This window comes from Streptomyces lothianensis, from assembly GCF_047779955.1.
Taxonomy (GTDB): Bacteria; Actinomycetota; Actinomycetes; order Streptomycetales; family Streptomycetaceae; genus Streptomyces.
Genome location: NZ_JBLMKT010000030.1, coordinates 17,099 through 42,244 on the forward strand (window position 1 = coordinate 17,099; position 25,146 = coordinate 42,244).

General features: G+C 71.7%; 26 protein-coding genes and 1 riboswitch. Of the genes, 13 read left to right on the forward strand and 13 right to left on the reverse strand.

Features of this window, described 5'->3' with window-relative positions:
- Positions 1 to 338: 338 nt before the first annotated feature.
- Positions 339 to 614, reverse strand: a complete 276-nt coding sequence (locus tag ACLF6P_RS10640; protein WP_415949740.1) for a ubiquitin-like small modifier protein 1 — start codon at positions 612 to 614, stop codon at positions 339 to 341.
- A gap of 48 nt (positions 615 to 662) precedes the next feature.
- The gene (gene thrC / locus ACLF6P_RS10645; RefSeq protein ID WP_415949741.1) at positions 663 to 1,973 is read right to left on the reverse strand and encodes a threonine synthase; all 1,311 of its coding nucleotides are present in this window, start codon (positions 1,971 to 1,973) and stop codon (positions 663 to 665) included.
- 18 nt (positions 1,974 to 1,991) lie between these two features.
- Positions 1,992 to 2,137, reverse strand: a riboswitch (SAM riboswitch).
- Between the two features lie 165 nt (positions 2,138 to 2,302).
- On the opposite strand from thrC, the gene ACLF6P_RS10650 reads away from it, so the two are divergent.
- The 3 genes from ACLF6P_RS10650 (at position 2,303) to ACLF6P_RS10660 (ending at position 5,337) form a co-directional block, all read left to right on the forward strand.
- The gene (locus ACLF6P_RS10650; RefSeq protein WP_415949742.1) at positions 2,303 to 3,316 is read left to right on the forward strand and encodes a glucosyl-3-phosphoglycerate synthase; all 1,014 of its coding nucleotides are present in this window, start codon (positions 2,303 to 2,305) and stop codon (positions 3,314 to 3,316) included.
- A 63-nt stretch (positions 3,317 to 3,379) separates the two neighbouring features.
- Positions 3,380 to 3,763 (forward strand): hypothetical protein, encoded by a 384-nt coding sequence (locus tag ACLF6P_RS10655; RefSeq protein ID WP_415949743.1) that lies wholly within the window; start codon positions 3,380 to 3,382, stop codon positions 3,761 to 3,763.
- Positions 3,764 to 3,867: 104 nt separating this feature from the next.
- On the forward strand, positions 3,868 to 5,337 hold the full coding sequence (locus tag ACLF6P_RS10660) for an alpha,alpha-trehalose-phosphate synthase (UDP-forming) (protein WP_415949745.1): 1,470 nt from the start codon (positions 3,868 to 3,870) through the stop codon (positions 5,335 to 5,337).
- An 80-nt stretch (positions 5,338 to 5,417) separates the two neighbouring features.
- Here the strand turns inward: ACLF6P_RS10660 and otsB are convergent, their stop codons facing one another.
- The gene (otsB, locus tag ACLF6P_RS10665; RefSeq protein ID WP_415949746.1) at positions 5,418 to 6,302 is read right to left on the reverse strand and encodes a trehalose-phosphatase; all 885 of its coding nucleotides are present in this window, start codon (positions 6,300 to 6,302) and stop codon (positions 5,418 to 5,420) included.
- Positions 6,303 to 6,356: 54 nt separating this feature from the next.
- On the opposite strand from otsB, the gene ACLF6P_RS10670 reads away from it, so the two are divergent.
- On the forward strand, positions 6,357 to 6,704 hold the full coding sequence (locus ACLF6P_RS10670) for a DUF3263 domain-containing protein (protein ID WP_415949748.1): 348 nt from the start codon (positions 6,357 to 6,359) through the stop codon (positions 6,702 to 6,704).
- Between the two features lie 123 nt (positions 6,705 to 6,827).
- On the opposite strand, the gene ACLF6P_RS10675 is transcribed toward ACLF6P_RS10670, so the two are convergent.
- The gene (locus ACLF6P_RS10675) at positions 6,828 to 8,072 is read right to left on the reverse strand and encodes an extracellular solute-binding protein (RefSeq protein WP_415949749.1); all 1,245 of its coding nucleotides are present in this window, start codon (positions 8,070 to 8,072) and stop codon (positions 6,828 to 6,830) included.
- A 231-nt stretch (positions 8,073 to 8,303) separates the two neighbouring features.
- Between ACLF6P_RS10675 and arfB the strand changes: the two genes are divergently transcribed.
- The gene (gene arfB / locus ACLF6P_RS10680; RefSeq protein ID WP_415949751.1) at positions 8,304 to 8,732 is read left to right on the forward strand and encodes an alternative ribosome rescue aminoacyl-tRNA hydrolase ArfB; all 429 of its coding nucleotides are present in this window, start codon (positions 8,304 to 8,306) and stop codon (positions 8,730 to 8,732) included.
- A gap of 67 nt (positions 8,733 to 8,799) precedes the next feature.
- On the opposite strand, the gene ACLF6P_RS10685 is transcribed toward arfB, so the two are convergent.
- Entirely contained in the window at positions 8,800 to 9,453 is a 654-nt protein-coding gene (locus ACLF6P_RS10685) for a flavin reductase family protein (protein WP_415949752.1), read from the reverse strand.
- Between the two features lie 311 nt (positions 9,454 to 9,764).
- Between ACLF6P_RS10685 and cdgB the strand changes: the two genes are divergently transcribed.
- Positions 9,765 to 11,504, forward strand: coding sequence for a diguanylate cyclase CdgB (gene cdgB / locus ACLF6P_RS10690; protein ID WP_415949753.1), 1,740 nt, complete (start codon positions 9,765 to 9,767; stop codon positions 11,502 to 11,504).
- A 144-nt stretch (positions 11,505 to 11,648) separates the two neighbouring features.
- Positions 11,649 to 12,665: a carbohydrate-binding protein gene (locus ACLF6P_RS10695; protein ID WP_415949754.1), complete on the forward strand. Its 1,017-nt coding sequence runs from the start codon at positions 11,649 to 11,651 to the stop codon at positions 12,663 to 12,665.
- Between the two features lie 19 nt (positions 12,666 to 12,684).
- Here ACLF6P_RS10695 and ACLF6P_RS10700 read toward each other — a convergent pair whose 3' ends face one another.
- From ACLF6P_RS10700 to ACLF6P_RS10710, 3 genes are all read right to left on the reverse strand, one after another.
- Positions 12,685 to 13,605: a 1-phosphofructokinase family hexose kinase gene (locus tag ACLF6P_RS10700; RefSeq protein ID WP_415949755.1), complete on the reverse strand. Its 921-nt coding sequence runs from the start codon at positions 13,603 to 13,605 to the stop codon at positions 12,685 to 12,687.
- A 199-nt stretch (positions 13,606 to 13,804) separates the two neighbouring features.
- Complete coding sequence (gene nagA / locus ACLF6P_RS10705; RefSeq protein WP_415949756.1) at positions 13,805 to 14,965, reverse strand: N-acetylglucosamine-6-phosphate deacetylase; 1,161 nt, start codon at positions 14,963 to 14,965, stop codon at positions 13,805 to 13,807.
- Positions 14,965 to 16,038 (reverse strand): ROK family protein, encoded by a 1,074-nt coding sequence (locus ACLF6P_RS10710; protein WP_415949757.1) that lies wholly within the window; start codon positions 16,036 to 16,038, stop codon positions 14,965 to 14,967. Before ACLF6P_RS10710 ends, nagA begins: the two co-directional genes overlap by 1 nt.
- 254 nt (positions 16,039 to 16,292) lie before the next feature.
- Here ACLF6P_RS10710 and ACLF6P_RS10715 point away from each other — a divergent pair, with 254 nt between their 5' ends.
- Together ACLF6P_RS10715 and ACLF6P_RS10720 are read left to right on the forward strand one after the other, a co-directional pair.
- The gene (locus ACLF6P_RS10715; protein ID WP_415949758.1) at positions 16,293 to 16,862 is read left to right on the forward strand and encodes an NADPH-dependent FMN reductase; all 570 of its coding nucleotides are present in this window, start codon (positions 16,293 to 16,295) and stop codon (positions 16,860 to 16,862) included.
- 143 nt (positions 16,863 to 17,005) lie between these two features.
- The gene (locus ACLF6P_RS10720) at positions 17,006 to 17,581 is read left to right on the forward strand and encodes a TerD family protein (RefSeq protein WP_415949760.1); all 576 of its coding nucleotides are present in this window, start codon (positions 17,006 to 17,008) and stop codon (positions 17,579 to 17,581) included.
- Positions 17,582 to 17,707: 126 nt separating this feature from the next.
- Here ACLF6P_RS10720 and ACLF6P_RS10725 read toward each other — a convergent pair whose 3' ends face one another.
- On the reverse strand, positions 17,708 to 18,379 hold the full coding sequence (locus ACLF6P_RS10725) for a Uma2 family endonuclease (protein WP_415949761.1): 672 nt from the start codon (positions 18,377 to 18,379) through the stop codon (positions 17,708 to 17,710).
- A gap of 159 nt (positions 18,380 to 18,538) precedes the next feature.
- Here ACLF6P_RS10725 and ACLF6P_RS10730 point away from each other — a divergent pair, with 159 nt between their 5' ends.
- Positions 18,539 to 19,042 (forward strand): GNAT family N-acetyltransferase, encoded by a 504-nt coding sequence (locus ACLF6P_RS10730; protein WP_415949762.1) that lies wholly within the window; start codon positions 18,539 to 18,541, stop codon positions 19,040 to 19,042.
- 167 nt (positions 19,043 to 19,209) lie between these two features.
- Here the strand turns inward: ACLF6P_RS10730 and ACLF6P_RS10735 are convergent, their stop codons facing one another.
- Positions 19,210 to 19,755: a GlcG/HbpS family heme-binding protein gene (locus ACLF6P_RS10735; RefSeq protein ID WP_415949763.1), complete on the reverse strand. Its 546-nt coding sequence runs from the start codon at positions 19,753 to 19,755 to the stop codon at positions 19,210 to 19,212.
- A gap of 440 nt (positions 19,756 to 20,195) precedes the next feature.
- On the opposite strand from ACLF6P_RS10735, the gene ACLF6P_RS10740 reads away from it, so the two are divergent.
- The 3 genes from ACLF6P_RS10740 to ACLF6P_RS10750 all read left to right on the forward strand — a co-directional run bounded on the left by ACLF6P_RS10740 (position 20,196) and on the right by ACLF6P_RS10750 (position 22,559).
- Positions 20,196 to 21,281 (forward strand): sensor histidine kinase, encoded by a 1,086-nt coding sequence (locus ACLF6P_RS10740; protein ID WP_415949793.1) that lies wholly within the window; start codon positions 20,196 to 20,198, stop codon positions 21,279 to 21,281.
- Positions 21,278 to 21,997, forward strand: coding sequence for a response regulator (locus tag ACLF6P_RS10745; RefSeq protein ID WP_415949764.1), 720 nt, complete (start codon positions 21,278 to 21,280; stop codon positions 21,995 to 21,997). Before ACLF6P_RS10740 ends, ACLF6P_RS10745 begins: the two co-directional genes overlap by 4 nt.
- Before the next feature lie 64 nt (positions 21,998 to 22,061).
- Complete coding sequence (locus ACLF6P_RS10750; RefSeq protein WP_415949765.1) at positions 22,062 to 22,559, forward strand: hypothetical protein; 498 nt, start codon at positions 22,062 to 22,064, stop codon at positions 22,557 to 22,559.
- A 56-nt stretch (positions 22,560 to 22,615) separates the two neighbouring features.
- On the opposite strand, the gene ACLF6P_RS10755 is transcribed toward ACLF6P_RS10750, so the two are convergent.
- From ACLF6P_RS10755 to ACLF6P_RS10765, 3 genes are all read right to left on the reverse strand, one after another.
- Positions 22,616 to 23,281: a pentapeptide repeat-containing protein gene (locus tag ACLF6P_RS10755; RefSeq protein ID WP_415949766.1), complete on the reverse strand. Its 666-nt coding sequence runs from the start codon at positions 23,279 to 23,281 to the stop codon at positions 22,616 to 22,618.
- Between the two features lie 98 nt (positions 23,282 to 23,379).
- Entirely contained in the window at positions 23,380 to 23,892 is a 513-nt protein-coding gene (locus ACLF6P_RS10760; RefSeq protein WP_415949794.1) for a DinB family protein, read from the reverse strand.
- Between the two features lie 190 nt (positions 23,893 to 24,082).
- On the reverse strand, positions 24,083 to 25,087 hold the full coding sequence (locus ACLF6P_RS10765; protein ID WP_415949767.1) for a zinc-binding dehydrogenase: 1,005 nt from the start codon (positions 25,085 to 25,087) through the stop codon (positions 24,083 to 24,085).
- Positions 25,088 to 25,146: the final 59 nt, after the last annotated feature.

Here is a 25,146-nt window from a genome sequence, read left to right on the forward strand (position 1 = left end):
TCTGCAACAGGTCAATCGGACGAGAATTCTGGGCACGACCGATCGGGAATGTACGGAGAATTCGCCAGACGTCAGGGCAAGTCGGGCCGGGCGAAAGGGGCTAAATCGTGCATTTGACGCGAGCGCGGATCTGAATTCTTGTCAGCACGCGGGCGAGTTCTCATATGACCGCGGCACACGCTCACCGCATCCGCTCATAAAGGCGAAACAGCATTCCCAACTGTACCGCGCTCAACCATACAGAATTGCCCCCTCCGCTTCCCGCGCGGAGGCGGGGAAGCGGAGGGGGCGGGGAAGCGGAGGGGCAGGAAGAGCGGGAAGAAGCGGAACGGAAGCTTTCAGCCGCCCGCGACGGCCGGGATGATCGAGACGCCGGCGCCGTCCGGGGTGGCCGTCTGAAGGCCCTGCTCGAAGCGCACGTCGTCGTCGTTCACGTACACATTCACGAAGCGGCGCAGCTTGCCCTGGTCGTCGAGGACGCGCGCGGCGATGCCCGTGTGGTTCTTCTCCAGGTCGGCGATGACGTCGGCGAGGGTCGCGCCCTCGGCCGCGACCTCGGCCTTGCCGCCGGTGTAGGTGCGCAGGATGGTGGGGATCCGGACGTTCACGCTCATGGGACTTCGAAGCCTTTCAGGAGGAGGGAGAGGGGATACGGGGGCGCCTCAGCCAGCGAGCCCCGCCGCGCGGAACGCGTCCAGGTCCGGGCGGATGGTCGCGGTGGCGCCGCTGTCGGCGACCGCGTCGAGGGTCTTGAGGCCGTCGCCGGTGTTGAGCACCACGGTGGTCAGCGAGGGATCGAGGACGCCCTGGTCGAACAGCTTGCGCGCGACCCCCACGGTCACACCACCGGCCGTCTCGGCGAAGATTCCCTCGGTCTGCGCGAGCAGCCTGATCGCCTCGACGACCTGCGCGTCGTTCACGTCCTCCACCGCTCCGCCCGTACGGCGCGCGATGTCGAGGACGTACGGGCCGTCGGCCGGGTTGCCGATGGCGAGCGACTTGGCGATGGTGTCGGGCTTCTGCGGGCGCACGACGTCGTGCCCGGCCTTGAAGGCCGCCGAGACCGGCGAGCAGCCCTCCGCCTGCGCGCCGAAGATCTTGTACGGCCTGTCCTCGACGAGCCCCAGCCTGATGAGCTCCTGCAGCCCCTTGTCGATCTTCGTGAGCTGCGATCCGGAGGCGATCGGGATGACCAGCTGGTCGGGCAGCCGCCAGCCGAGCTGCTCGCAGATCTCGTACGCGAGGGTCTTGGAGCCTTCCGCGTAGTACGGGCGCAGATTGACGTTGACGAAGCCCCAGCCCTCGCCCAGCGGGTCGCCGATGAGCTCGGAGCAGAAGCGGTTCACGTCGTCGTAGTTGCCCTCGATGGCTACGAGCTCACCGCCGTAGACGGCGGCCATGACGACCTTGCCCTGCTCCAGGTCGTGCGGGATGAACACACAGGAGCGGAAGCCGGCCCGCGCGGCGGCGGCGCCGACCGCGCCCGCGAGGTTGCCGGTGGAGGAGCAGGACAGGGTGGTGAAGCCGAAGGCGCGGGCGGCCTCGATGGCCTGGGCGACGACGCGGTCCTTGAAGGAGTGCGTGGGGTTGCCGGAGTCGTCCTTGACGAACAGCTTCCCGGGCTCGGCGCCGAGCTCGCGCGCCAGGTTGTCGGCCTTGACGAGCTTGGTCCAGCCCGGGTTCAGGTTGGGCTTCTCGGCCACGTCCGCGGGGACGGGCAGGAGCGGCGCGTAACGCCAGATGTTCGCCGGTCCGGCCTCGATGCGGCGGCGCAGCTCCTCGGTCTCGTACGCCTCGAAGTCGTAGGCGATCTCCAGAGGGCCGAAACACTCCTGGCAGGCGAAGAGCGGGCCGAGCGGTACGCGGTGGCCGCACTCGCGGCAGGAGAGGGCGGCGGCGGGGCCGAGATCCACGGAAGCGGCGGCGGAGGCGGCGGCTTCGGGGGTGGTGGGTTCGACGGTCTGTACAGCCATGGCAGGCGAGGCCCTTTCTCCTCATCTTCCTCATGACGCACTTCGCCATGAGACGGATTTGGCACCTTCCCGAGTCAGGGACCTCGCGTCGCGCGGTGCGAAGACTGACTGGAGGGTTGCCGGGGCTTCAACGGGCCGTATCCCTCTGCCCCTCTGGATGAGCGGTATGACCTGGTGTCTGTCCGTGGACCAGGTGTTTGTGTCCCGCGCGGCGACCCCCGGCATGCGGTGGTCGTACGCGTTGTTCAAGACTGTAACCGAAGGCCCCAGCCGTTGAGATAGTCGTCCGAACGGCGAGATGGATCACAGAGAGACAGGTGTGGGCAGGCGTGCTCGAAGAGGTGGAGCGCTGGCTGGAGCGGCGCTCCTGGTCGGTGAAGGACCGGCCGCTCGATGTCCTCCTGGCCGAGAAGGCCCGGCAGGGCGCGACGGTCTCCGTGGTGCTGCCCGCCCTCGACGAGGAGGCCACGGTCGGGCAGATCGTCACGGTCATCCGGCGTGAGCTGATGAGTCCGGACGCCCCCCTCGTCGACGAGCTCGTGGTGATCGACTCCGGTTCCACCGACCGTACGGCCGAGGTCGCGGCGGCGGCCGGCGCGCGCGTGGTGCACCGGGACGCGATCCTCCCGCGGATCCCGGCCGTGCCCGGCAAGGGCGAGGTGCTGTGGCGTTCGCTGCTCGTGACGAGCGGGGAGATCGTCTGCTTCGTGGACGCGGATCTGCGCGAGTTCTCGCCGGACTTCGTCAGCGGGATCGTCGGGCCGCTGCTCACCGATCCCGAGGTGCAGTTCGTCAAGGCGATGTACGACCGGCCGCTCGGCGAGGGCGCGGGGGCGGGCGGCTCCGGCGGACCGGGCAGCGGACCGGGCGGTTCTCCCGGCGGCTCCGTGCCCAACGACCAGGGCGGCCGGGTCACCGAGCTGGTGGCCCGCCCGCTGCTCAACCTGCACTGGCCCCGGCTGGCCGGATTCGTACAGCCGCTGGGCGGCGAGTACGCGGCCCGGCGCTCGCTCCTGGAGCGGCTGCCGTTCCCCGTCGGATACGGCGTGGAACTCGGCCTCCTCGTCGACGCGCTGCACACGGTGGGCCTCGACGCGCTCGCCCAGGTCGACGTCGGTGTGCGCAAGCACCGCCACCAGGACGGGCGCGCCCTCGGCCAGATGGCCGCGGCCATCTACCGGACCGCGCAGCTACGGCTCGCGCGCGGCCATCTCGTACGGCCGCGGCTGACCCAGTTCGAGCGGGGCAGCGACGGTTTCGAGCCACGGACGCATGCCGTGGACACCGAGGAGCGGCCGCCGATGGCGGAGATCGCGGAGTACCGGGACCGGCGGGTGGCATAGCAGCCTGCCTGTGCGCGTGGCGGTACCTGTCCTGATCATGGTTATTGCCTAAATTTCCCATTTATGTGGTTCAGACACGCTACGCGAAAGACCCTCCGTACCCTGGGCGCCCTCGTCGCCGCCGCGACCGCCGCCACCTCACTCACCCTCCTCGCCCCCGCCACCGTGGCCGTGGCCGTGGGCGCCGAGCCGCCCGCCGCACGCCAGGACACCGCCGTGACCCTCTCCGACCACGGACGCGCGATCGCCCCGGCCGCCGCCGGGGCAGGGGCCGGGGCAGGGGCCGAGGCAGGGGCCGAGGGCAGCCGCGCCGACGGGGAGGCGGTCACGCCGATGATGGCCGAAACCGGCGGCGGCTCGAACACGATGCTGTTCGGCGGGCTGGCGATCGTGCTGTGCGGCCTGGGCGCACTGGCCCTGGCGGCCTCACGCTCCCACCGCGACTGACCGCCGGCCGGTCCCCGGTCGAGCGCCGGCTGACCGGGACCGACTGCCGACCGTGCGGCGCACGCGTACTTTTGAGCGCTCACGGCGTGGGCTAGGTTCGCGTCATGGTCTCCGAGCAGGGCGAGCGCGCCGCACACGTCCTCGTCGCGTCCAATCGCGGCCCCGTCTCCTACTCCCCACGGGAGGACGGGACCCTCGACGCGAAGCGCGGCGGAGGCGGGCTCGTCTCCGGTCTCTCCGCGATCGGCGACGAGACGGACGCGCTCTGGGTCTGCTCGGCGCTGGGCGAAGGCGACCGCGAGGCGGTACGGCGCGGGGTGGGCGAGCCCGGCGTGCGGATGCTCGACATCGACCCGGACGTGCACCAAGCGGCGTACAACGGGGTCGCCAACTCGGTGCTGTGGTTTCTCCACCACATGCTGTACCAGACGCCGATCGAGCCGTCGTTCGGTGCGGAGTTCCGCCGCGAGTGGGAGGCGTACCGCACCTACAACCGGGCCTTCGCCGCCGCGCTCGCCGAGGAGGCGGCGCGGGGCGCGGTGGTGCTCGTGCAGGACTACCACCTGGCCCTCGTGCCCGGGATGCTCCGCTCCCTGCGCCCCGACCTGCGCATCGGCCACTTCTCGCACACGCCGTGGGCTCCGCCGGAGTATTTCAGGATGCTGCCGGAGGACATCCGCGAGGAACTCGTGTGGGGCATGCTCGGCGCGGACCGGCTCGGCTTCCTGACCCGGCGTTGGGCCCACGGCTTCCGGTCCTGCGCCGACTCGGTCGACAGCGCGCGCATCACCTCGTACGCCCGGGTCCCGGGCCGGCCGCAGCACATCGAGCACAGCGCCACCGGCCGACCTCCCCTGTCCACCACCTGGATCGACGTCCACGCCCTGGGCGTCGACGCCGAGTTCCTGCGCACGCGGTCGCACGAACGGGATGTCGAGGAGCGGATCGCGGAGCTGCGGGAGCAGATCGGCGGGGCGGAACGCAAGGTGATCGTCCGCGTGGACCGGACGGAACTGTCGAAGAACATCGTGCGCGGCCTGCACGCGTACCGGGAACTCCTCGACACCCGCCCCGAGTGGCGCGAGCGGGTCGTTCACGTCGCCTTCGCCTACCCGTCGCGGCAGGATCTCGCGGTCTACCGCGCGTACACGGCGGAGGTCTCGCGGCTCGCCGAGGAGATCAACTCGGCCTGCGGAACGCCCGGTTGGACACCGGTGATCCTGCACGTCAAGGACGACTTCGCGCGCTCGCTCGCCGCGTACCGGATCGCGGACGTGGCCCTGGTCAACCCCATCAGGGACGGCATGAACCTGGTCGCCAAGGAAATCCCCGTCGTCTCCGACGCAGGCTGCGCACTGGTCCTCTCCCATGAGGCGGGAGCCTGCGAGGAACTCCGCGAGCACGCACTGACCGTGAACCCGTACGACATCTCGGCGACGGCCGAGGCCCTCCACACCGGCCTCGCCATGCCCGCCGACGAACGCACCGAACGCACGAAGGGCCTGGCTGCGGCGGGCACGGCACTGCCGCCCGCACGGTGGTTCCTGGACCAGGTGGAGGCGCTGCGGGAGTGAGCTCCGAACCCAGCCCGTCCAGGGGACACCTCCCACGCCCTTGAGAGCGTGGGGGAGTTCGAGGACCAGAGGTCCGGGGGCTACGCCCCCGGTTTCGGGAAGGGGCGGGTAGGGGAAAGCTCGGCCGCCACTGCCCGCAGCAGGCCCACCACCCCGGCCGGACCGTCCACCACCATGTCCGCCCGCTCCGAGAGCTCCGACACCTCCGCGCTCCCACTGCAGACGACAAGCCCGGCGACCCCCTCCGAGCGCAGCTTCTCCACCGCCGCGAACGCGGGAAGATCACCGAGATCGTCCCCCGCGTACACCACGCACCCGGCGCCGACCTCGCGTACGTACGAGGCCAGCGCGACCCCCTTGTCCACCCCCGGCGGCCGCAGCTCCAGGACCAGCCGCCCCGGCTCGACGACCAGCCCGTGCCGCGCGGCCAGCTCGGCGAGCGGCACCCGCAGTGCCTCGAAGGCGGCGGCGGGATCCTCGGCCCGCCGGGTGTGGACCGCCACCGCCCGCCCCTTCTCCTCGATCCACGTACCCCGCCAGATCCCCAGCGCGTCGAGGAACCCGGGCAGTTCGGCCCGCACCGCGGCCACCCCGGGATGCGGGCGGGGCGCCCGGACCGTTCCGGAGACGGCGTCCCAGCGCTCGGCGCCGTAGTGCCCGAGTACCACGAGGTGTTCGAGGCCGGGTACGCCCGCGAACCCGCCGTAGCGCACGGCGACCCCGGCGGGCCGCCCGGTGATCACCGCGACGGAGGCCACCCGCGGGGCGAGCGCGGCGAGCGCGGGGACGGCGTCGGGGTGGGCGCGGGCCTGCTCGGGATCGGGCACGATCTCCGCGAGCGTCCCGTCGAAGTCGAGGGCGATCACGGCCCGCCCGGGATGCGCGAGAAGCGCGGCGAGCCCGTCACGGCCGGCCGCGGTGGACGGCGTCGGCAGATCGGACGTGCGGTACGGATGGCTGCCCATGCGACGAGCCTATCGATCCTGTCGATGTCGGTGGGCCTCGCTACCGTGGACGGCATGACCGATCAGGCCGAGGCCGAACCGAACAAGCCCGACCCGCACCGGCCGGACGCGACCCAGCCCGACCCGCACCGGCCCGACCCGCACCGGCCCGACGCGACCCAGCCCGGCCCGGTCGAACCCGCGCTGGGCGCTCGGGAGCGGGCCGTACTCGCGATCGAGCAGCGGAACTGGGTCTCGCCCGGCGCGAAGGAACGAGCGATACGCGAGGAGCTCGCGATGTCGCCCACTCGCTACCATCAGCTGCTCAACGTCCTGCTCGACGACGAGCGCGCCCTCGCGCACGACCCGGTGACGGTCAACCGCCTGCGCCGCATCCGCGCGGAACGCCGAGCCCGCCGCTGAGCCAGGACCGACCGCCCGCCGGTTCCGGGCTGCCCCGCCGGCTCAGGGCTGCCCCCCCCCAGCTCAGGGCTGCCCCGCCGGTTCCGGGCCGCCCGCCGGTTCCGGCCACTCCGCCGACTCCGGCTACTCCGCCGACTCCGCCAGCTTCGCCTTGTTCTGGATGTCCGTGAGGACCGCGCGGGGGCCTGCGCCCGGGGCGAGGGCCTTGCCGATGTTCTCCTTGATGTCGGCGCTGACCTGCGCCCAGGAGGTGTTGCCGACGGGGTAGAGCTGCGAGTTGGGCAGCTCCTCCAGGAAGCTCCACAGCTCCTTGTACTTCTCGTCCCCGGCCATCTCCTCGACCGCCCCGTCGGTCACCGGGAGGATGTTGTATCGCTCGGAGAAGTCCAGGACGTTCTCCTTGCTGTAGACGAAGTCGAGGAACGAGCCGATCTCGTCGCGGTGGCCGTTCTGCTTGAACGCCATCATCCAGTCGGCCACACCCATCGTGGCCTCGGCCTCGCCGTCCCGCCCCGGCAGCGGCACCATCCCGAAGTCGACGCCCTTCTCCTTCGCCTGCCCGATCAGCGTCGGGTGCCCGTTGAGCATGCCGACCTCTCCGGCGGAGAAGGCGTCGAAGGCGTCCTGACGGTTGAGTTCCCCCGGCGGCGTCGGACCGACGAGCTCCTCGTCGACCAGGTTCTCCTTGAGCCATTCGAAGGTCTTGACGTTCGGATCGGAGTCGAGGGTGTACGAGCCGACCTGGTCGGTGTAGCCGTCGCCACCGGCGAGCAGCCACATCAGGGTCTCGGCCTGCGCCTCCTCGCTGCCGAGCGGCAGCGCGAACGGGTACTTGACGCCGCTTGCCTTCAACAGCGCGGCATCGTCGGCGAGTTGCTCCCAGCTCCCCGGGGCCTCGGTGATCCCGGCGGCCTCGAAGAGATCCTTGTTGTAGAACATCAGACGCGTCGACGAGGCGAACGGCATGCCGTACTGGATCCGGTTGACCTCACCGGCCGAGGAGAGCGCGGGCAGGAAGTCGCCCTGGGTGGGGACGGAGAGCAGCTCGTCCGCGGCGTAGAGCTTGCCCTGCGCCGCGTAGTCGGCGTACGCCCCGATCTGGGCCATGTCGGGCGCGTTGCCCTCCTTGACCATCTTGGCGACCTCGGCGTCCACCTTCTCCCAGCTGAGCACGGTCACCTCGACGTCGATGTCGGGGTGCTCGGCCTCGTACTTCTCCACGAGGTCCGCCCAGTACTTCTTCGAGCTGTCCGCATCGGAGGCGCCGTAGTCGGCGGCCACCAGCCTGAGGGTCACCTCGTCCGAGCCGGGGCCACCTCCGCAGCCCGCCAGCGTCACCGTGAGACCCAGTGCGGCGCCTGCCGCCATCAGTATGTTCGTGCGCCGCTGCACAGCTGAATTCCCACCCTCGTCATGTTCCAGTCGGTCCCCCGTGACGTCCTGTTCTCGTCCCTCAGGTCTACACCACTGAGATATCGCTTGTGCAACGGGTGGTCACCTTTGTCGCATCCGCGCTGTCGCATCCGCGTCGTCGTATCCACTTCCGCGGCCCCGGAAATCGGCGTGACGCGGGCACGCACGGGCCCGCAGAATGGAGACATGCCTGCTCCCCACGTCATCCGCGGCTCCGTCTCCCTGCCCGAGGCCGAGCTCATGTGGCGTTTCTCCCGGTCCTCAGGGCCGGGCGGGCAGCATGTCAACACCTCCGACTCGCAGGCCGAGGTGCGCTTCGACCTCGCGAACACGAAGGCTCTGCCCGAGGTCTGGAAGGAGCGGGCGCTGGAACGGCTCGCCTCGCGGCTCGTGGACGGGGTGATCTCCGTACGGGCCTCCGAGCACCGCTCGCAGTGGCGCAACCGGGAAATGGCGGCGACCCGGCTGGCCGCCCTGCTTGCGGAGGCCACCGCGCCGCCACCCCGGCCGCGGCGTCCGACGCGGATCCCGCGGGGGATCAACGAACGCCGCCTCCGCCAGAAGAAGGCCCGCTCGGAGACGAAGCGAGGCCGCTCGGGGCGCGACTGGTCGTGATGGGTCGCGAGGGGTCGTGACTGCGGGCCGGACGCCGCAGGGGCGCGGGGTCGCGGGGTCGCGGGTCTCAGCCCAACTGCCGGTAGCGGCCCCGGAAGTACATCAGCGGTCCGCCCTCCGCGCTCGGCAGCGAGGCCGCCATCACCCGCCCCACCACCAGCGTGTGATCCCCCGCCGCCACCCGTGACTCGGTCTCGCACTCCAGCGTCGCCAACGCCCCGCCCACCAGCGGCGCCCCGGAGAACTCCCCCCGCACGTAGGGGATGTCCTCGAACAGCAGCCGGTCGCTGATCCGGCCCTTCATCGCGAACCGCCCCGCGATATGGCGCTGGGACTCGGCGAGCACCGAGACCGCCCAGCGCGGCTGCTCGGCGAGCAGGTCGTCCATCCGGGAGCCCTCCCGGATGGAGACGAGGACCAGCGGTGGGTCGAGGGAGACGGACATGAAGGCCGTGGCGGTCATCCCGACGTCCTCGCCGGCCGGTCCGCCCTCCCCCAGCTGCTCCTCCTGGGCGGTCACCAGGACCACCCCGGCGGCAAGGCGCGACATGGCGGCCCGGAACTCGTCGTTGCTCACCCCCCCAGGATGCACGGCGGTCGGGTCCGCACGGCGTTCGGCGGTCGGGTCCGCACGGCGTTCGGCGGGCGGGGGCACTGCTGCGGGGAACTTCACTGCTTGCGACACGCCTCGAACGTAATACCGCGACCGGCGCCCGCACATCGGGCGCCCGGCCTAGGACCCCGGCCCGAGTCCGCGCCCCACCACCGCACCCTGCCCCCGCACCTCGCCGCCATACCCGCCTCCATACCCGCCTCGGCACCCCACGATTTGCGTTCAGGAAACAGAAGCGAAACCCGTCCACCACACTCCCAACCCTTCATCACCTGCTGTGACTTGACTCACAGGCTCCATATTTTGCTGACCCTGTGTACCGGGTGGACAGCTCGCTGTGATTCAGTGGCTGAGGCAGAAGGAGAAGAGCTGAGGAAGCGGTTGGTTCTGGATTTGCTGTCGTCTCGGGGAGAGCGAGCATGGAGACCGAGTCGGAGCCCTATGTCCGTCTTGCGACCCTGCGGCAGCTGCATCAGGTCGTCGCCGAGCTGAACACGGCCCGCAGTCTGGCCGACACCCTCCAGGCCGTGGCCGACGGCGTGGTGACCGGGCTCGGTTACGAGCTCGGCTGCGTCAATCTCGTACGCGCCGACGGCGATCTGGTCGTCGCCGCCTTCGCCGGCAACGCCGCCGCCGAGGCCCTCATCACCGGCCGCGTGGGCTCCCGCGCCTCCTGGGAGCGCAGGCTCGCCATGGGCGAGGCCTGGGGGTCACTGCGCTACATCCCGCACACCGAGGGCTGGATGCTGCGCGAGGACGACGTGCCGCAGTGGCACACGGACGGCCCCGAGCCCCGCTTCGAGGACGAGTGGCACCCCTGCGACCGCCTCTACGCGCCGATGTACGCGGCGGGCTCCGCGGGCGGCGAGCTGATCGGCGTCATCTCGGTCGACAAACCGCGCAACGGGCGCCTGCCGGGCGCCTGGGGCCGGGAAGCGCTGCAGATGTACGCATTCCAGGCCGCCATTGCAATCAGCAACGCTCGGCTTCGAGCAAACATGCAGCGCGCCCTGGTCAGACTCGAAAGGGAGCAGCAGGCGCTGCGGGCCAGCGAGGAGTCCTTCCGGCAGGCCTTCGAGTACGCGCCGAGCGGCATGGCCATCGCCGAGATGGGCGGCGACCAGCAGGGCCGGCTCCTGCGGACCAACGACGCCCTGTGCCGGCTGCTCGGCCGCCCGGCCGCAGCGATGCGCCGCTACTCCTTCGCCGACCTCGTCCACCCCGAGGACGTGGGCACCCTGCTGCGCACCTCCGCCGAAGGCGGCCGCGCCGAGCTGCGGCTGGGCCGCCGCGACGGCACGTACATATGGGTCTCACTGCGCAACTCCGTCGTCGCCGACACCACCGACGGCCCCCGCTTCCTCCTCACCCACGTCGAGGACATCGAGGAGCGCAAGCGCCACGAGCTGCACCTCGCCCACCGCGCCTCGCACGATGCCCTGACCGGCCTGCCCAACAGCGCCGAACTGCGCGCGCGGCTCGGCGCCCGGCTGTGCGGGCGCCCCCGGTCCGTGCCGCCGACCGCCGTCGAATCCCTGGACGCGGCCTACGGCTCGCCCGCCCCCTACAACGGCGCCATGGCCTACGACGCCAACGCCTCCCCGTACGACCAGGGCTACGACACCCTCCATGACTCGGGCGGCCATCGCTTCGACTTCGGGGGGCATGCGGTCGCCGACTCCGCATCGCCCACCGCCGGATACGGAAGCTACGACCACCATGTGCACGTCGTAGCCCCGCAGGGCGAACAGGACGACGGGACCAAGGGGCTCGCGGTGCTGTTCTGCGATCTCGACGGCTTCAAGTCGATCAACGACCGCTTCGGGCACCACACCGGCGACGCCGTCCTGATCGAGGTCGCCCGGCGGCTCACCAGCGGGGTGCGCGACGGCGATACGGTCGCGCGGCTCGGCGGCGACGAATTCGTGGTGCTCGCCGACGGGCTCGGCCGCGCGGACGCCGCCGATCTCGCGGTGCGGCTGCGCAGTGCGATCATCCCGCCGATGCGCGTGGACGGCCGTGCGGTCCGGGTCGGTGCGAGCTTCGGCATCGGCTGGGCACAATGCGGGATGTCGGCGGACGAAGTGCTCCAGTCGGCCGACCAGCGGATGTACATCGAGAAAAGATCACGTGCCAAACAGCACAGACGGGCCGGATAGCCCCAGGTCAACTGGTATTCCTCGGCAACATCACCCGTTCGGGTCCTTCGAAGCGGGTACGCTCGGCCGGATACGTACGGACGCCTGTGTTACGTACGGCCGCGTTCCGCCCGACCGACCGACCTGCCTGAGGAGTGACCCGGGATGACCACGCCTGGCGACAACGGCGCGCGCACGCCCGCGGAAGAGGACCCGTTCGGCTACCTGTACGCCGACGGCCAGGCCGCGGGCGCCAATCCGCCGCCCGGCGGCGGTGGCTACGGCTACCCGAACCGCGCCTCCTCGCACCACCAGGTCCGCGCGGTCGGCGAGCGGCAGTACGGGCAGCAGGGACCCGCTCCGCAGGGGTACGCGCAACAGGCGCCCCCGCAGCAGCAGGGCTACGGCCAGGCGCACTACTCGGCCCCGGAGACCTTCCCCGGGCAGGCCCCCCGGACGATCCCGCAGCAGCAGTCCTACGGCGCGGGCCCCGGCCAGGGCGGGCACGGCGGCCCGGGCGGCGGACACGGCGGCCCGGGCGGCGCGCCCCGCGGGCGCGGCCCGAACACCAAGGGCCTGCTGATCGGTGCGATCGCCGTGGTCGCGGCCGTCGTGGTCGGCATCAGCATCGCGGTGCTCGGCGGGGACGACGACAACCCGAAGGCGGGTACGGGCGACGACACCCAGCCCACGGCCCCCGCCTCGAAGGACCCCTCCCCGACCCCGGAGGCCAAGGAGGAAGAGGAGCCGGTCGAGCTCCCGAAGACCGACGCGAAGGTCCTGCGCCTCACGCCCCCGGCCGAGACGGCCTCGGATGTCGAGGGCGCCGACGCCGGTATGTACGTGGCGGGCTTCAACCAGGTGGGCGCCTCGCTGACCTGGCAGATCGACGGCTTCGAGAAGCCTGGCACGTACCGGATCTACGTGAGTTACGGGGTCCCGGGTGAGGACACGACCGGGACCCTGACGGTCAACGGCGACAAGCAGACCCGCCCGCTGAACATGAAGAACTTCGCCAATGCCGAACCGGGCGAGTGGGAGAAGGGCTGGACCCACACCTTCGCGGTGGTGCAGCTCAAGAAGGGCACCAACATCGTCACGCTCTCCTGCGAGCAGAGCGACAAGTGCAATGCCAACATCGACCAGATGTGGCTGGCCGAGAACAAGGATCCCAAGTCCTGACCCGCTCGGGCGGGGCGGATCAGGCCGCGTCCGTGTGGTGTTCCACTCTCACCTCGGCCAGGAAGTCCTCGTAGGCCGAGGCGTCGAACTCGCCTGCCGCCGGGGCCAGTACGGTCGCCGCCGAGAGGGCGACCGCCGAGGCGAGGCGTTGCGGCCAGGGCTCGCCGGCGACGAGCCCGGCCAGGAGGGCCGCGACCGCCGAGTCGCCCGCACCGGTCGGGTTCCCCGGGACACGGGCGGGCGGGGTGGCCTGCCAGGTGCCCTCCGGGGTCGCGGCCAGGAGGCCGGAGGGGCCCAGCGAGGCGACGACCGCGTGGGCGCCGCGACGGCGGGCCGCCCGCGCCGCGGGCAACGGCTCCCAGGAGCCGGTGAGTTCGCCCAGCTCGTCCGCGTTCGGCTTCACGATGTCGGGCCGGGCGGCGATACCGCGGCGCAGCGGCTCCCCGCTCGTGTCGAGCAGCACCGGCACGCCCGCGCCGCGCGCGGCCCGGATGAGCTGCGCGTACGCCCCGACGGGCACCCCGGGCGGCAGGCTGCCGCAGAGCGCCACCGCCGAGGCGGAGGGCAGGAGTTGTTCGTACGAGGCGAGGAAGGCCGACCATTCGGCGGGCCCGATCAGCGGCCCGGGCTCGTTGAACTGGGTGGTGTCGCCGGAGGCCTCGTCCACCACGGCGACGGTGCGCCGCGTCGCCCCCGCCACGGGGAACAGCTCGTCACGTACGCCGGACAGGCCGCCCCGTACGGACTCCCCGGTCGCCCCGCCCACGAACCCCGTGACGGTGACGTCGTGCCCGAGGGCGCCGAGCACACGGGCGACGTTGAGCCCCTTGCCGCCGGGGCGTTCGGTGACCGTGGTGACCCGGTGCGAGGAGTGCCGGACGAGGCGCTCCACGTGATACGTCAGGTCCAGGGCCGTGTTGAGCGTGACCGTGAGGATCACGGGAGGCACCCCCGGAGTGCGATTCGGTGCGTGTGGCGATACGTGTGTCGGTGCGGGTGCACGTGCGTGTGGCGATGCATGTGCGGACGCCCGTACCGGTGCGGGTACGGGCGTCCTGATCATGCCAAACAGGAGGCGGTCGGCCCAGACCTCGGGGCCGACCGCCTCCGCACCGAGCCAAGATCGTTGCGGAGCCGTGTCACCCCGCCTGGGGATCCACCACCCACGTGCCGCGCCGCATCACGCCGACCACCGAGAACGCCTCGTCGAGCACCACCAGGTCCGCGTACTTGCCCGGCTCCAGCGAACCGACCTCGTCGTAGGCGCCGATCAGCTTGGCCGGATTGGCCGAGATGGCCCGGACGACATCCTCGACGGGAAGTTTGTCGACGGTCACCGCGCGCTTGAAGGCGCGGTCCAGGGTCAGCGTCGAACCGGCGATCGAGCCCTCGGAGCCGTCCTGGGTGACCAGGCGCGCCACCGAGTCCCTCACCTCGACGGCGAGCGTGCCGAGCATGTACGCGCCATCGCCGAAGCCGGCCGCGTCCATCGCGTCGGTGATGAACGCGGTCCGCCCGGCACCCGCGTGGTGGAAGGCCATCTCCAGGGCGGCCGGGTGCAGATGCGTCCCGTCGTTGATCAGCTCGACGGTGACCCGCTCGTCCTCCAGGAGCGCGATGACCGGGCCCGGCATCCGGTGGCCGATCGCGGGCATCGCGTTGAAGAGGTGGGTGGCGACGGTGGCGCCCGCGTCGATGGCCTCCTTCGTCTGCTCGTACGTGGCATCGGTGTGGCCGACGGCCGCGATCACCCCGTGCTCGGCGAGCAGGCGTACGGAGTCCACGCCGCCGGGCAGCTCGGTGGCGAGCGTGACCATACGGGCCTGCCCGCGCGCGGCGTCGATCAGCTTGCGCACGTCCGCGGGGTCGGGATCGCGCAGGAGCTCCTCGTCGTGGGCGCCCTTGCGGCAGGGCGAGATGAACGGGCCCTCGAAGTGGATGCCCGCGATCTCGCCCTGCTCGGCCAGTTCGGAGAGCAGCCCGGCGCGCTGCGCCAGGAAGTCGAGGTCGCCGGTGACGGTGGAGGCCACCAGGGTCGTGGTGCCGTGCTCGCGGTGGGTGCGCACCCCCTTGAGCACGTCGTTCACGGTGCCGGACATGAAGGACGCGCCGCCGCCGCCGTGGTTGTGGATGTCCACGAAACCGGGGACCACCCAGTGGCCGGACAGGTCGACGGCCGGGGCGTCCGGCTCGGCGGAGCCGGCGATCCGGCCCCGCTCGTCGACGATGACCCGGCCGCCGGTGACGGTTCCGGTGGGCAGCACCACCCGGGCGCCGGTGAGTACCTTGCGTGCGGCCATCAGGTGGTTACCTCCGGGGTGGGGTCGGGGTTGGTCCGTACGGCGGTGGTGGCGCGGTCCGGGGCGTCGGGGGCGGGGTCCCGGGCGTCGGGGGCGGGGTCCGGGGCGTCGGGGGCGGGGGTACGGTCGGCGGTGGAGGTCGGGTCCGCCGCGGGTCCGGCTTCGAGGAGGTCCCAGGCGAGGAGGCCCGCGCCCAGGCAGCCCGCGGTGTCCCCGAGGGCCGCCGGGACGATCGACGGGAGCTGCTGGAAGGTGATCCGCTCCTCGACGGCCGCTCGCAGCGGTCGGAACAAGGTTTCCCCGGCTTCGGCGAGTCCGCCACCGATGATCAGCGTCCGGGGGTCGAGCAGGGTGACGGCGGTGATCAGCCCGTCGGCGAGCGCACCGATCGCGTGCCGCCAGACCTCGGCCGCCCGCGGGTCACCGGATTCCACGGCCTTCGCGCAGTCCGCGGCGTCCGCCTCCGGATCGCCGCTCGCCGCGGCCCAGGCCTCGGTCACGGCGGAGGCGCTGGCCAGCCGCTCCAGACAGCCGCGCTGACCGCAGCCGCACAAAGGGCCATCCGGGCGTACCACGATATGACCGATCTCGCCCGCACTGCCGTGAGCTCCGGGCTCGATCCGGCCGTCGATGCCGATGGCGCCCGCGATCCCGGTGCCGAGCGGCAGGAACAGGAAGCGGTCCGCGCCCCGGCCCGCCCCGATCCGCCCTTCGGCGAGCCCGCCGGTACGGACGTCGTGGCCGAGCGCGACGGGGACGGAGAGCCGGTCCTGCAGCAGCGCCCTGAGCGGTACGTTCTCCCAGCCCAGATTCGCCGCGAAGACCGCGATGCCGCGCTCGGCGTCCACGATCCCGGGGATCGCCACGCCCGCGGCCTCGGCCCGCCGCCCGTACTTCTGCTCGCCGTACGCGAGGAGGTCGGCGGCGAAGCCGAGGATCGCCTCGACCACCGCCTCGGCGCCGCGCTCGCGTCCGGTACGGCGGCGCGCCTCATGCAGCAGACCGCCGTCCGCCCCGACCAGGGCGGCTTTCATTCCGGTGCCGCCCACGTCGAGGGCGATGACATGTCTCACGGGGACAGTGTGGCGTGAACTCCCGGGAAAGGTCTAGTCCACTCGACGGGCGAGATCCTTATGGTGGCCCTCCCGCTACCAGCCTCGGACCGGCCTCCCTCCGGGCCGCCCGGGCCAGCAGAGTGAACACCATGACGACAACAGAGACAACGAAGACAACTGCGGCGGCAGCAGCAACAACAGCAACAGCAACAGCAACAGCGACAACGGCAATATCCGCGACAGACGCGACCTCTACCCCCCTCAAGCTCGCCGTGATCACCGGCAGCGTCCGCCGGGGCCGCTTCGGCCCGGTGGTGGCGGACTGGTTCGCCGGGCAGGCCAAGGCGCACGGCGGCTTCGAGGTGGAGGTGGTCGACCTGGCGACCGTCGACCTGCCGCTCGCACTGCCCGAGGTCCCGCCGGCGATGGACCCGGACCCCGAACGCCCGGAAGGCATGCTGGCACTGACCCGGGCCCTGGCCGAGGCGGACGCGATCGTGGTGGTGACCCCCGACTACAACCGTTCGATCCCCGGCTCCCTGAAGCAGGCCGTCGACTGGCACTTCACCGAGTGGCAGCGCAAGGCGATCGGCTTCGTCGGCTACAGCGGCGCCTCGGGCGGGCTGCTCGCCATCGAGCACCTGCGGCAGATCTTCAACGAGCTGGGCGCCCACACCGTCCGCGACCACGTGTCCTTCCCGCGCTACTACGAGCACTTCACTGCCGACGGGGGCTGGGCGGCGCCCGAACAGGCCGGACCGGAGGCCGAGGCGATGCTGGCCGAGCTGGTGTGGTGGGGACAGGCCCTGCGTGCGGCCCGGGGGCCTTGGCAACGGCGGTAGGTCGCCGTACGCAGGAAAGCGGACAGAAAACAGACAGACAGAGCGGGAACCGGCACTCGGCCCTCCGCGTTAACCCCTGTGACGGTAGCTTCGTCCAGTCCAGGTCGCGGAGCACCGCACACATCTAGGGGAAAGGGACCTCCATGGCTGTAAGCCTGTCCAAGGGCGGCAATGTCTCGCTGACCAAGGAGGCGCCGGGTCTGACCGCCGTCACCGTGGGACTGGGCTGGGATGTCCGTACCACCACCGGCACCGACTTCGACCTCGACGCCTCTGCGATCGCGGTGAAGGCCGACGGCAAGGTCTTCTCGGAAGGCCACTTCGTCTTCTTCAACAACAAGTCCACGCCGGACCAGACCATCGTCCACACCGGTGACAACCGCACGGGCGAGGGCGCCGGCGACGACGAGGCGATCAACGTCAATCTGGCCGGCCTGCCGGCCGAGATCGACAAGATCGTCTTCCCGGTCTCGATCTACGACGCGGAGACCCGCTCGCAGAACTTCGGCCAGGTCCGCAACGCGTACATCCGCATCATCAACCAGGCCGGCGGCGAGGAGATCGCCCGTTACGACCTCTCCGAGGACGCGGCCACCGAGACCGCCATGGTCTTCGGCGAGCTGTACCGCAACGGTGCGGAGTGGAAGTTCCGCGCGGTCGGCCAGGGCTATGCCTCGGGCCTCGCGGGCATCGCGCAGGACTTCGGCGTCGGCGTCTGAGGTTCGTTCAGCTCACCGGCAGGGGCCCCTGGCGCACGCCGCCCGGGGCCCCTGCCTGTTCCTGTCGCCTGGGCAGGGCGGGGCAGGCAGGACGGCTGGGCGACTGGGCGACTGGGCGACTGGGCCTCAGAACGCCAGATCCTCCCAGGAGATGCTCAGGGCGAAGGGTTCGGGGAACTCGATACCGAGACCGTCCGGCTCCCACTCACCGACGGGTACGTACAGGGCGGGGCGCAGCGGTTTGACCGAGAGCCCGGTCTGGTCGAGCGCGGCCAGCCCGTACGCGCGGACCACCGTGACGTCCCAGCTCCCGCGGGAGTCGAGCTCGACCTCCCAGTACCAAGGGATGCCGCCCTCCGCGTAGCGCTGCATCTTCCACTCCCTGCGCTTGGGAGTATCCGAGCCGGAGAGCACCTCGCCCACCAGGACGGTGTCGCCCACGAAGGTGTCGGCGCCGCGGGGCAGGCAGCGGCGGATCAGGAAGTCGGGGGTGAGGAAAGTGGACTTGTCGGGCGTATAGAAAACGTTGGTCTCCACCCCGACCTGCCAGCAGGGCCGCTCCTCGCCACCGGGCTGATCGTCCATGGCACGGCGGGCGTTGGCCAGGAGTGCGATGCGCATGAGCACGGCGAGCTCCTGGTGCTCCATGGGAGGCCGCTTGTTCCACACGACCCTCCCCTGCCACAGTTCGATGTCCTTGCCGATGTCGCCCGGAAGCCGCCCAAGCTCCTCCCAGGTCAGGCTCTCGGGCAGGTCCGGCTCGGATGATGCGGATGACTCGGTCGCCTTCGTCGGCATGTCGCCTCCACCGCTCGTGTTTCCGCTGTCTTCAACGTAACGGACTTGAGGCGGCCACCGTCACGGCACAGTCCGTCCGCCGGGATGCGCGCTCTCACCCTCCTGACCGGGCAGTGGCGCCGATCCGGACACCCGCCACTCCCGTCTACCCTGCACCTCATGATCCTCGACCGGCTCACCCCCGTGGACGGCGCACTCCCCGGCGCACTGCTGACCGAGATCACCGGTCTCTACGCCGCCAACGGGTACTTCTTCTCCCTCAGCGGGGACTTCCCCGACCCGGACGACATCCGCGTCGACCAGGTCGCCACCGAACTCGCCCGCGAACTGCAGCACCCCGGCACCGAAGTCCTCCTCGCCCGCAGCGAGGGTCGACTCGTCGGCATCGCCATCACCCTCGAACAGCATCCGGACCCCGCCGACCCGGACCCGTGGATCGGGCTCCTGATGGTGGCACCGCAACGCCAGGGCTACGGAAGACAGTTGGCGGAACTCGTCGAGGACCGCTTCCGTGCGCAGGGCCGCAAGGCCGTCAAACTCGCCGTGCTGCAGAACAACCCGCGCGCGATGGCCTTCTGGTCGGCGCTCGGCTACCTCGTCACCGGCCACCGCACGGACCGGGCGATGCAGCGGCCGTGTGCAGTGCTGCGCAAGGAGCTCTGAGGCAGGAGCTCACTTCATGTGGGGGGCTGCGCGTAGGGGCGAGCTAGCCCTTGAGGCCACCAGGTGAGGCGAGCCTGCGGGGGGCGAGGCCGAGGGGCGGGGTGAGCCCGAGGGGCGGGGTGAGGGGGGCCGCGTCAGGTGCGGCCCCCCTGTCCACCCCGTACCGCTTACTTGTTCAGCGCGGCGACGCCGGCCTGGGCGATCTTCTCGTCGATGGCGCCGGACGGGGCACCCGCGATACCGATGCCCGCGATGGGCGCACCCTTGGCGGTGACGGGCGCGCCACCGGCGAGGAAGAGGGTGTTCGGGATGTCCTTCAGGTTCGGGGCCTGCTCGAGGCGCTTGACCAGCTCGGAGGTCGGGGCGTTCCAGGAGACGGCGGTGTAGGCCTTCTTGATGGCCGACTCGTAGGACTGCGGGCCCGCACCGTCGCCACGCATGGTGAGGATGGTGTTGCCGTTGCGGTCGACGATCGCCACGGTGACGCGCTGGTTCTCCTCCTCGGCGGCGTCCAGGGCGGCCTCGGCGGCCTCGGTCGCGGCCTCGATCGTCAGGTGGTTCGACTGCATGACGTTCGAGTTGGCGGCGTCGGCCTTCTTCGGCGCGGCGGCCGGGGCGGCGGAGGCGGAGACGGCGCCGAAGGTGCCGGCGGCCAGGGTGGCGGCGACGGCGGTGCCGGTCAGAACGCGGGTGCGCAGCGAAAGCTTCTTCATGGTGATCTCCTGGGAGTCGGGGTGGCTGACCCGGTGAGAGTCGGTATGACCTGTGAGGGTCGGTGACCCGTGTGAGTGGGTGACCCGTGTGAGTCGGTGACCTGTGTGAGTCGGTGACCTGTGTGAGTCGGTGACCCGTGAGGGTCGGTGTGCCGGACTCGGTGGCCCGGACCGGTATCCATCCTGGGTCCGGAACCCACCCCGGGGCGTCGACGTACCGGCTGCCCTCGGAGCGCGGTACGGGGTACACCCCTGTCAGCCGATCGGTTGATGCCACAGGGGCCCGCCGGGGTCACCATGTACGGGTTGCAAAGGAGTGCGCAGTGCGAGAACGGCAGGTCAGCGGCGATGCCCCGCGCCACCGCAGGGCCCGCGCCCTGCTGTCGCCACCACGGCCCGAGGGAGTCTACGACCCGGATGCCGGCTGGCTGGCGCGCGTCATGCACGTGGCGTTCTTCGCGCTGCTCGGCGCCTCGCTCGCCCGCTTCCTGATCCGGCACCCCGGCGAACCGCGCACCCCGTGGATCATCGCGTTCAGCATCGTCCTCGCGCTCCTGTACGTGCTGGGCCCGACCGTCACCGCCCGCGCCACCCCGCGCGGGCTCGCCTGGCTCGGCGCGGTCGTCGGCGTCTGGGTGGTCCTCGTGGTGCTCGCGCCGAGCTACACGTGGTGTGCGGTGCCGCTGCTCTACACCGGTCTGCGCACCCTTCCCGTACGGCTCGCGCTGGGCCTCGTCCTCGTACTGACCGCGTTCGTGGTGGTCGCGCAGCTCCGGCTGTCCGACGGCTTCGACCCGAACCTCCTCATCGCCCCGCCCGCCGTCGCCGCCCTCGCGGTCGCCGTCTTCGTCCACATGCGGCGCCAGAGCGAACGGATCGCCGCGATCGAACGCCGCGAGGGGACGCTCGCCGAACGGCAGCGGCTCGCCATGGAGATCCACGACTCCCTCGCGCAGGGCCTGTCCTCGCAGCGGATGCTGCTGCAGGCCGCCGACCGCATCTGGGAATCCGATCCGGACAAGGCCCGCACCCATGTGCACACGGCGGCCTCCTTCGCCGAGCGCAACCTCGCCGAGGCCCGCCGCTTCGTCCACGATCTCGCGCCCGCCGACCTCGCCGAAGGCGGCGGCCTCGCGGCCGCGCTGCACGAGGTGGCCGCGCGGTCCACGAGTGAGACGCTCTCGGTGCGCTGCCGGGTCGACGGGACACCGCGGCCGCTGCCCGACCGGGTGGAGTCCGCGCTGCTGCGGATCGCGCAGGGCGCGCTCGCCAACGTCACCGAGCACTCCGGTGCGAGCGCCGCCGCGCTCACCCTGACCTTCCTCGACGACCAGGTCGTACTCGACATCGCGGACAATGGGCGTGGTTTCGACCCTGCGAAGCTCACCCCGACCGGCGTCCGCGGCCACGGACTTCCCGCGATCCGCGCACGCGCCGGGCAGCTCGGCGGCAGGCTGACGGTCGAGTCCGCGCCCGGCGAGGGCACCGTCCTGTCCGCCGCCATTCCCCTGGAGCACCGCCCATGACCCCTGCAGCCGCCTCCCCCGCCCCCGGCACCGGTCCCGATGCCTCAGGGCCGGACGCCTCCGGTCCCGGTGCCTCCGGTCCCGGTGCCTCCGGGCCCGCGCCGATCCGCGTCCTGCTCTGCGACGACCACGTCGTCGTTCGCGCCGGGCTGCTCGCCCTGCTCGACAGCGCGCCCGGGATCGAGGTGGTCGGAGAGGCGGGCAGTGGCGAGGAGGCCGTCGCGCTCTCCCAGAAGCTGCGGCCCGAGGTGGTCCTCATGGACCTCCAGCTCGGTGCCGGCATCGACGGTGTGGAGGCGACCCGGCAGATCGCGCCGACCGGGGTGCACGTGCTCGTCCTGACCACGTACGACACGGACGCGGACATCACCCGGGCGATCGGGGCGGGGGCCACGGGCTACCTCCTGAAGGCCGAACGCCCCGAAGAACTCTTCGCCGCGATCCATGCCGCGGCGCAGGGGCGCACGACGCTCTCGCCGCCGGTCGCGAGCCGGGTCATGGCCCGGATGCGCTCACCGCAGCCGACGCTCACCGAACGCGAGCTGGAGATCCTGGAGCAGCTCGCGCAGGGCCTCGGCAACCGCGACATCGCCCGCGCCCTGTTCATCAGCGAGGCCACGGTCAAGACCCACCTGGGCCGCATCTACGACAAGCTCGGCGTCGACACCAGGGCGGGCGCGGTGGCGGTGGCGAAGGAACAGCGGCTGCTGGGCTGACCCCGCTGCTGGCCTGACCACGCTCCCGGGCGGGCACCGCGCCCCGCATGGGACGATCACGTACGTGCTCGATATCGGCTACGCCCTCTCCACCCGCTTCCCCGACCCCCCGCAGACCGACTACCGGCGCGCGGACGTGCGGACGCTGCGGCACGACCTGTTCTGCGGGGACGTCTACCTCGCCGACACCGACAGGGACGAGGAGCTGTCCACAGCCTGGGGATGGGTGCCGGTACTCGACTTCGCCTGGGCGCTGTGCGACATCGTCGAGCGGCTCGACCGGGACCCGCTCGGCAGCCGCGCCGCCCGCCCCCAGTACGCCGAGCTCGACTTCACCGAGTCCTCCGACCGCCTCCTGTTCGAGCGGCGCTTCGGCCATGTGGACATCGAGGCGGAATGGCTCCCCGCCGACACCCCGCCGCTGGCCTTCCCCCACTCCGTGCTGCGCCGCGAGGCCCGCGACTTCCTCCAGGACGTGATCGCGGACCTGGTGGACCTGCACGAGGACCTCGGCGAGAACCCGGCGATCTGGGACCTCCTGGCCCGCTTCCCCCGCGTCTGAAACCGCCGGTGCCCACCGGCACCACGGGCGCCACACCTCCACCCGCACCACGGGCGCTACACCTCCACCCGTACGCCGATCGCCGCCGCGAACACCGGGGCCAGATCCATCAGCTGGGCGGGAGAGATCGTCGCGCCCGCGAGCCGCTCCGCACCCCGCGCGATCTCCAGCTCGCCGCACCGCCGCAGATCCACATCCGTCATCCGTACGCCGGTGAAATCGGCGGCCTTCAGGGCGCAGTCGACGAACTCGACCCGCTCCAGGCTCGCCCCGCCGAAGTCCGGCTCGGCGAGCACGACCGATTCGAAGACGACGTCGCGCAGCCGCGCCTCGCGCAGATTCAGGTAGTCGATCTTCCCGCCCCGGATCACCACCCGCTCCAGGACCGCCCCGTGCAGCTGCACCCCGCCCAGGCGCGCGTCCAGCAGCTCGGCATCGCGCAGCGAGGCCCGGGCCAGGTCGGTGCCCACGCCCCGCAGCTGTGAGAGGCGGGTGTCGATGAACCGCGCGTGCGTCAGGGAGGTGCCGTCCAGCGCGCAGTCCTCCAGCAGGCAGTCCATGAACCGTGCGCCGGAGGCGTCCTGGCCCGCGAGGTCGCGGCCGTGCAGAAGCAGCCCGTCGTAGTCGCCGTCGGCTTCGAGCCCGGGCTCCCCGAACTCCGCCAGCTCGGGCAGGTGGAACTCGGGGCGCCGGGCCCCGGTCGTCCTCGTCTTGCGTGCCATGTGCCCATGGTGGCCCACGGCACCGACAAAGCCCCGGGGGAAGGTTTGCCCCCGGGGCGAACCTTCCCCCGGGGCGCCCCGGCTGCCGAAGGGCCGCGCTACTGCCCCACGCGTCCGTCCACACACTCCCGCAGCAGATCCGCGTGCCCGCAGTGGCGCGCGTACTCCTCGATGCGGTGGACCATGATCTCGCGGACCGAGTCCTGGTCCTCGCCCACGCGCTGCCCCAGGTCCGGGAAGGCGGCCAGGGCCTCGTCCGTCGCGGCCTGCTCGCGGGCCAGGTCCGCGTACGCCGCGTCGACGACCTCCTGGGAGCCGACGGCGCCGTCGAAGTCGCCGTCGCCAGGCCCATACAGCTTCGGCAGGGGTTCGTCCTGGGTGAGCCAGTTGCGCCAGTCGCGTTCCACCTCGGCGAGGTGGCGGAGCAGGCCGAGCAGGGACATCGTGGACGGCGGGACCGAGCGGCGGGCCAGCTGCTCGGGGGTGAGGCCCTCGCACTTCATCTTCAGGGTCAGCCGGTAGTCGTCGAGGAATTCGAGGAGCGTGGCCAGCTCGCCTTCGGGCGCTTCCCCGTCACGGTCGCGGGGGTCGTCCTCCGGGTCGGTCCACATGTCGGGGTAGACAGTGGCGTCGCTCCAGCGCTCGGGCTGGTCCGTGGTCTCGGTGAGGTCTGCGCTCTCGGTGAGGTCTGCGGTCCCGGGCTGATCCGTGGTCTCGGTCATGGGCGTCATCCTGGGCCGCAACGGGCCGCGCACGCCAGCGGATTACGGTTCCGGCCACCGCTGCCGTCAACGGGTCCGCTCACGGCTCGAGCACCACCTTCCCCACCGTCCGCCGCTCCTCCAGCGCCCGGTGCGCGGCGGCGGCCCGCTCCAGCGGGAAACGCGTCACCGCCGGGCGCAGGACGCCTTCGGCGGCCAGGTCCAGGGCGCGGGTCTCCAGGACCCGTACCGGGTTCTCGCCGCCCGCCTTCTGCAGCATCGCAGGCCCGAGCACCTGCACCGACTCCACACCGCGCGCCTCGAGTTCCCCCTCCGCGAACTCGACGGGCCCGCCGCTCAGGCCCGTTTCCGTCCAGCCGAAGACGATGTGCCGGCCGCCCGCGCCGAGCAGCCCGACGGCCGTGCGGCCGGTGTCGCCGCCCACCCCGTCGAAGACGATGCTCGCCGCGCGCTCCGCGCCCAGGAACTCCCGTACGGCATCGGGCCAGCGCGGGTCGAGATAGTCGACGGCGAGATCGGCGCCGTTCGCCTGCACCAGCTCGGTCTTGCGCGGGCCGCCCGCGAGGCCGACGACGGTGGCGCCGCGGTGCTTCGCGTACTGGACGAGCAGCGTGCCGAGGCCACCGGCCGCGGCCGGTACCAGGACGGTCGATGCGGCGTCCGGCTCGGCGAACTGGACGATGCCCATGGCCGTACGTCCCGTCCCGATCAGCGCGACGGCCTCCGCCTCGTCGAGGCCGGGCGGGACCGCCTGCAGCCGGGCGGCGTCCACGACGGCGAGCTCGGCGTACCCGCCGGGCGCGAATCCGAGGTGGGCGACGGCCCGCCTGCCCAGCCACTCGGCCGGGGCGCCCTCGCCCAGCGCGTCCACCACACCGGCGACCTCGCGGCCCGGGATCGTGGGCAGCTCGGTCGCCGTGGGCGCCGGGCCCTGCATGCCCTCGCGCAGGGCGGTGTCGAGGAGATGCACCCCGGCCGCGCGCACCCTGATCCGTACCTGTCCGGGACCCGGCTCGGGGTCCTCGGCCGTCTCGTACGAGAGGTTCTCGGCGGGGCCGAAGGCGTGAAGGCGGATGGCATGCATGGTGGGCTCCCCTGGGTGCCGGTCGGTCGGGATCCCACTCTTCAACCTCAAGGAAGGTC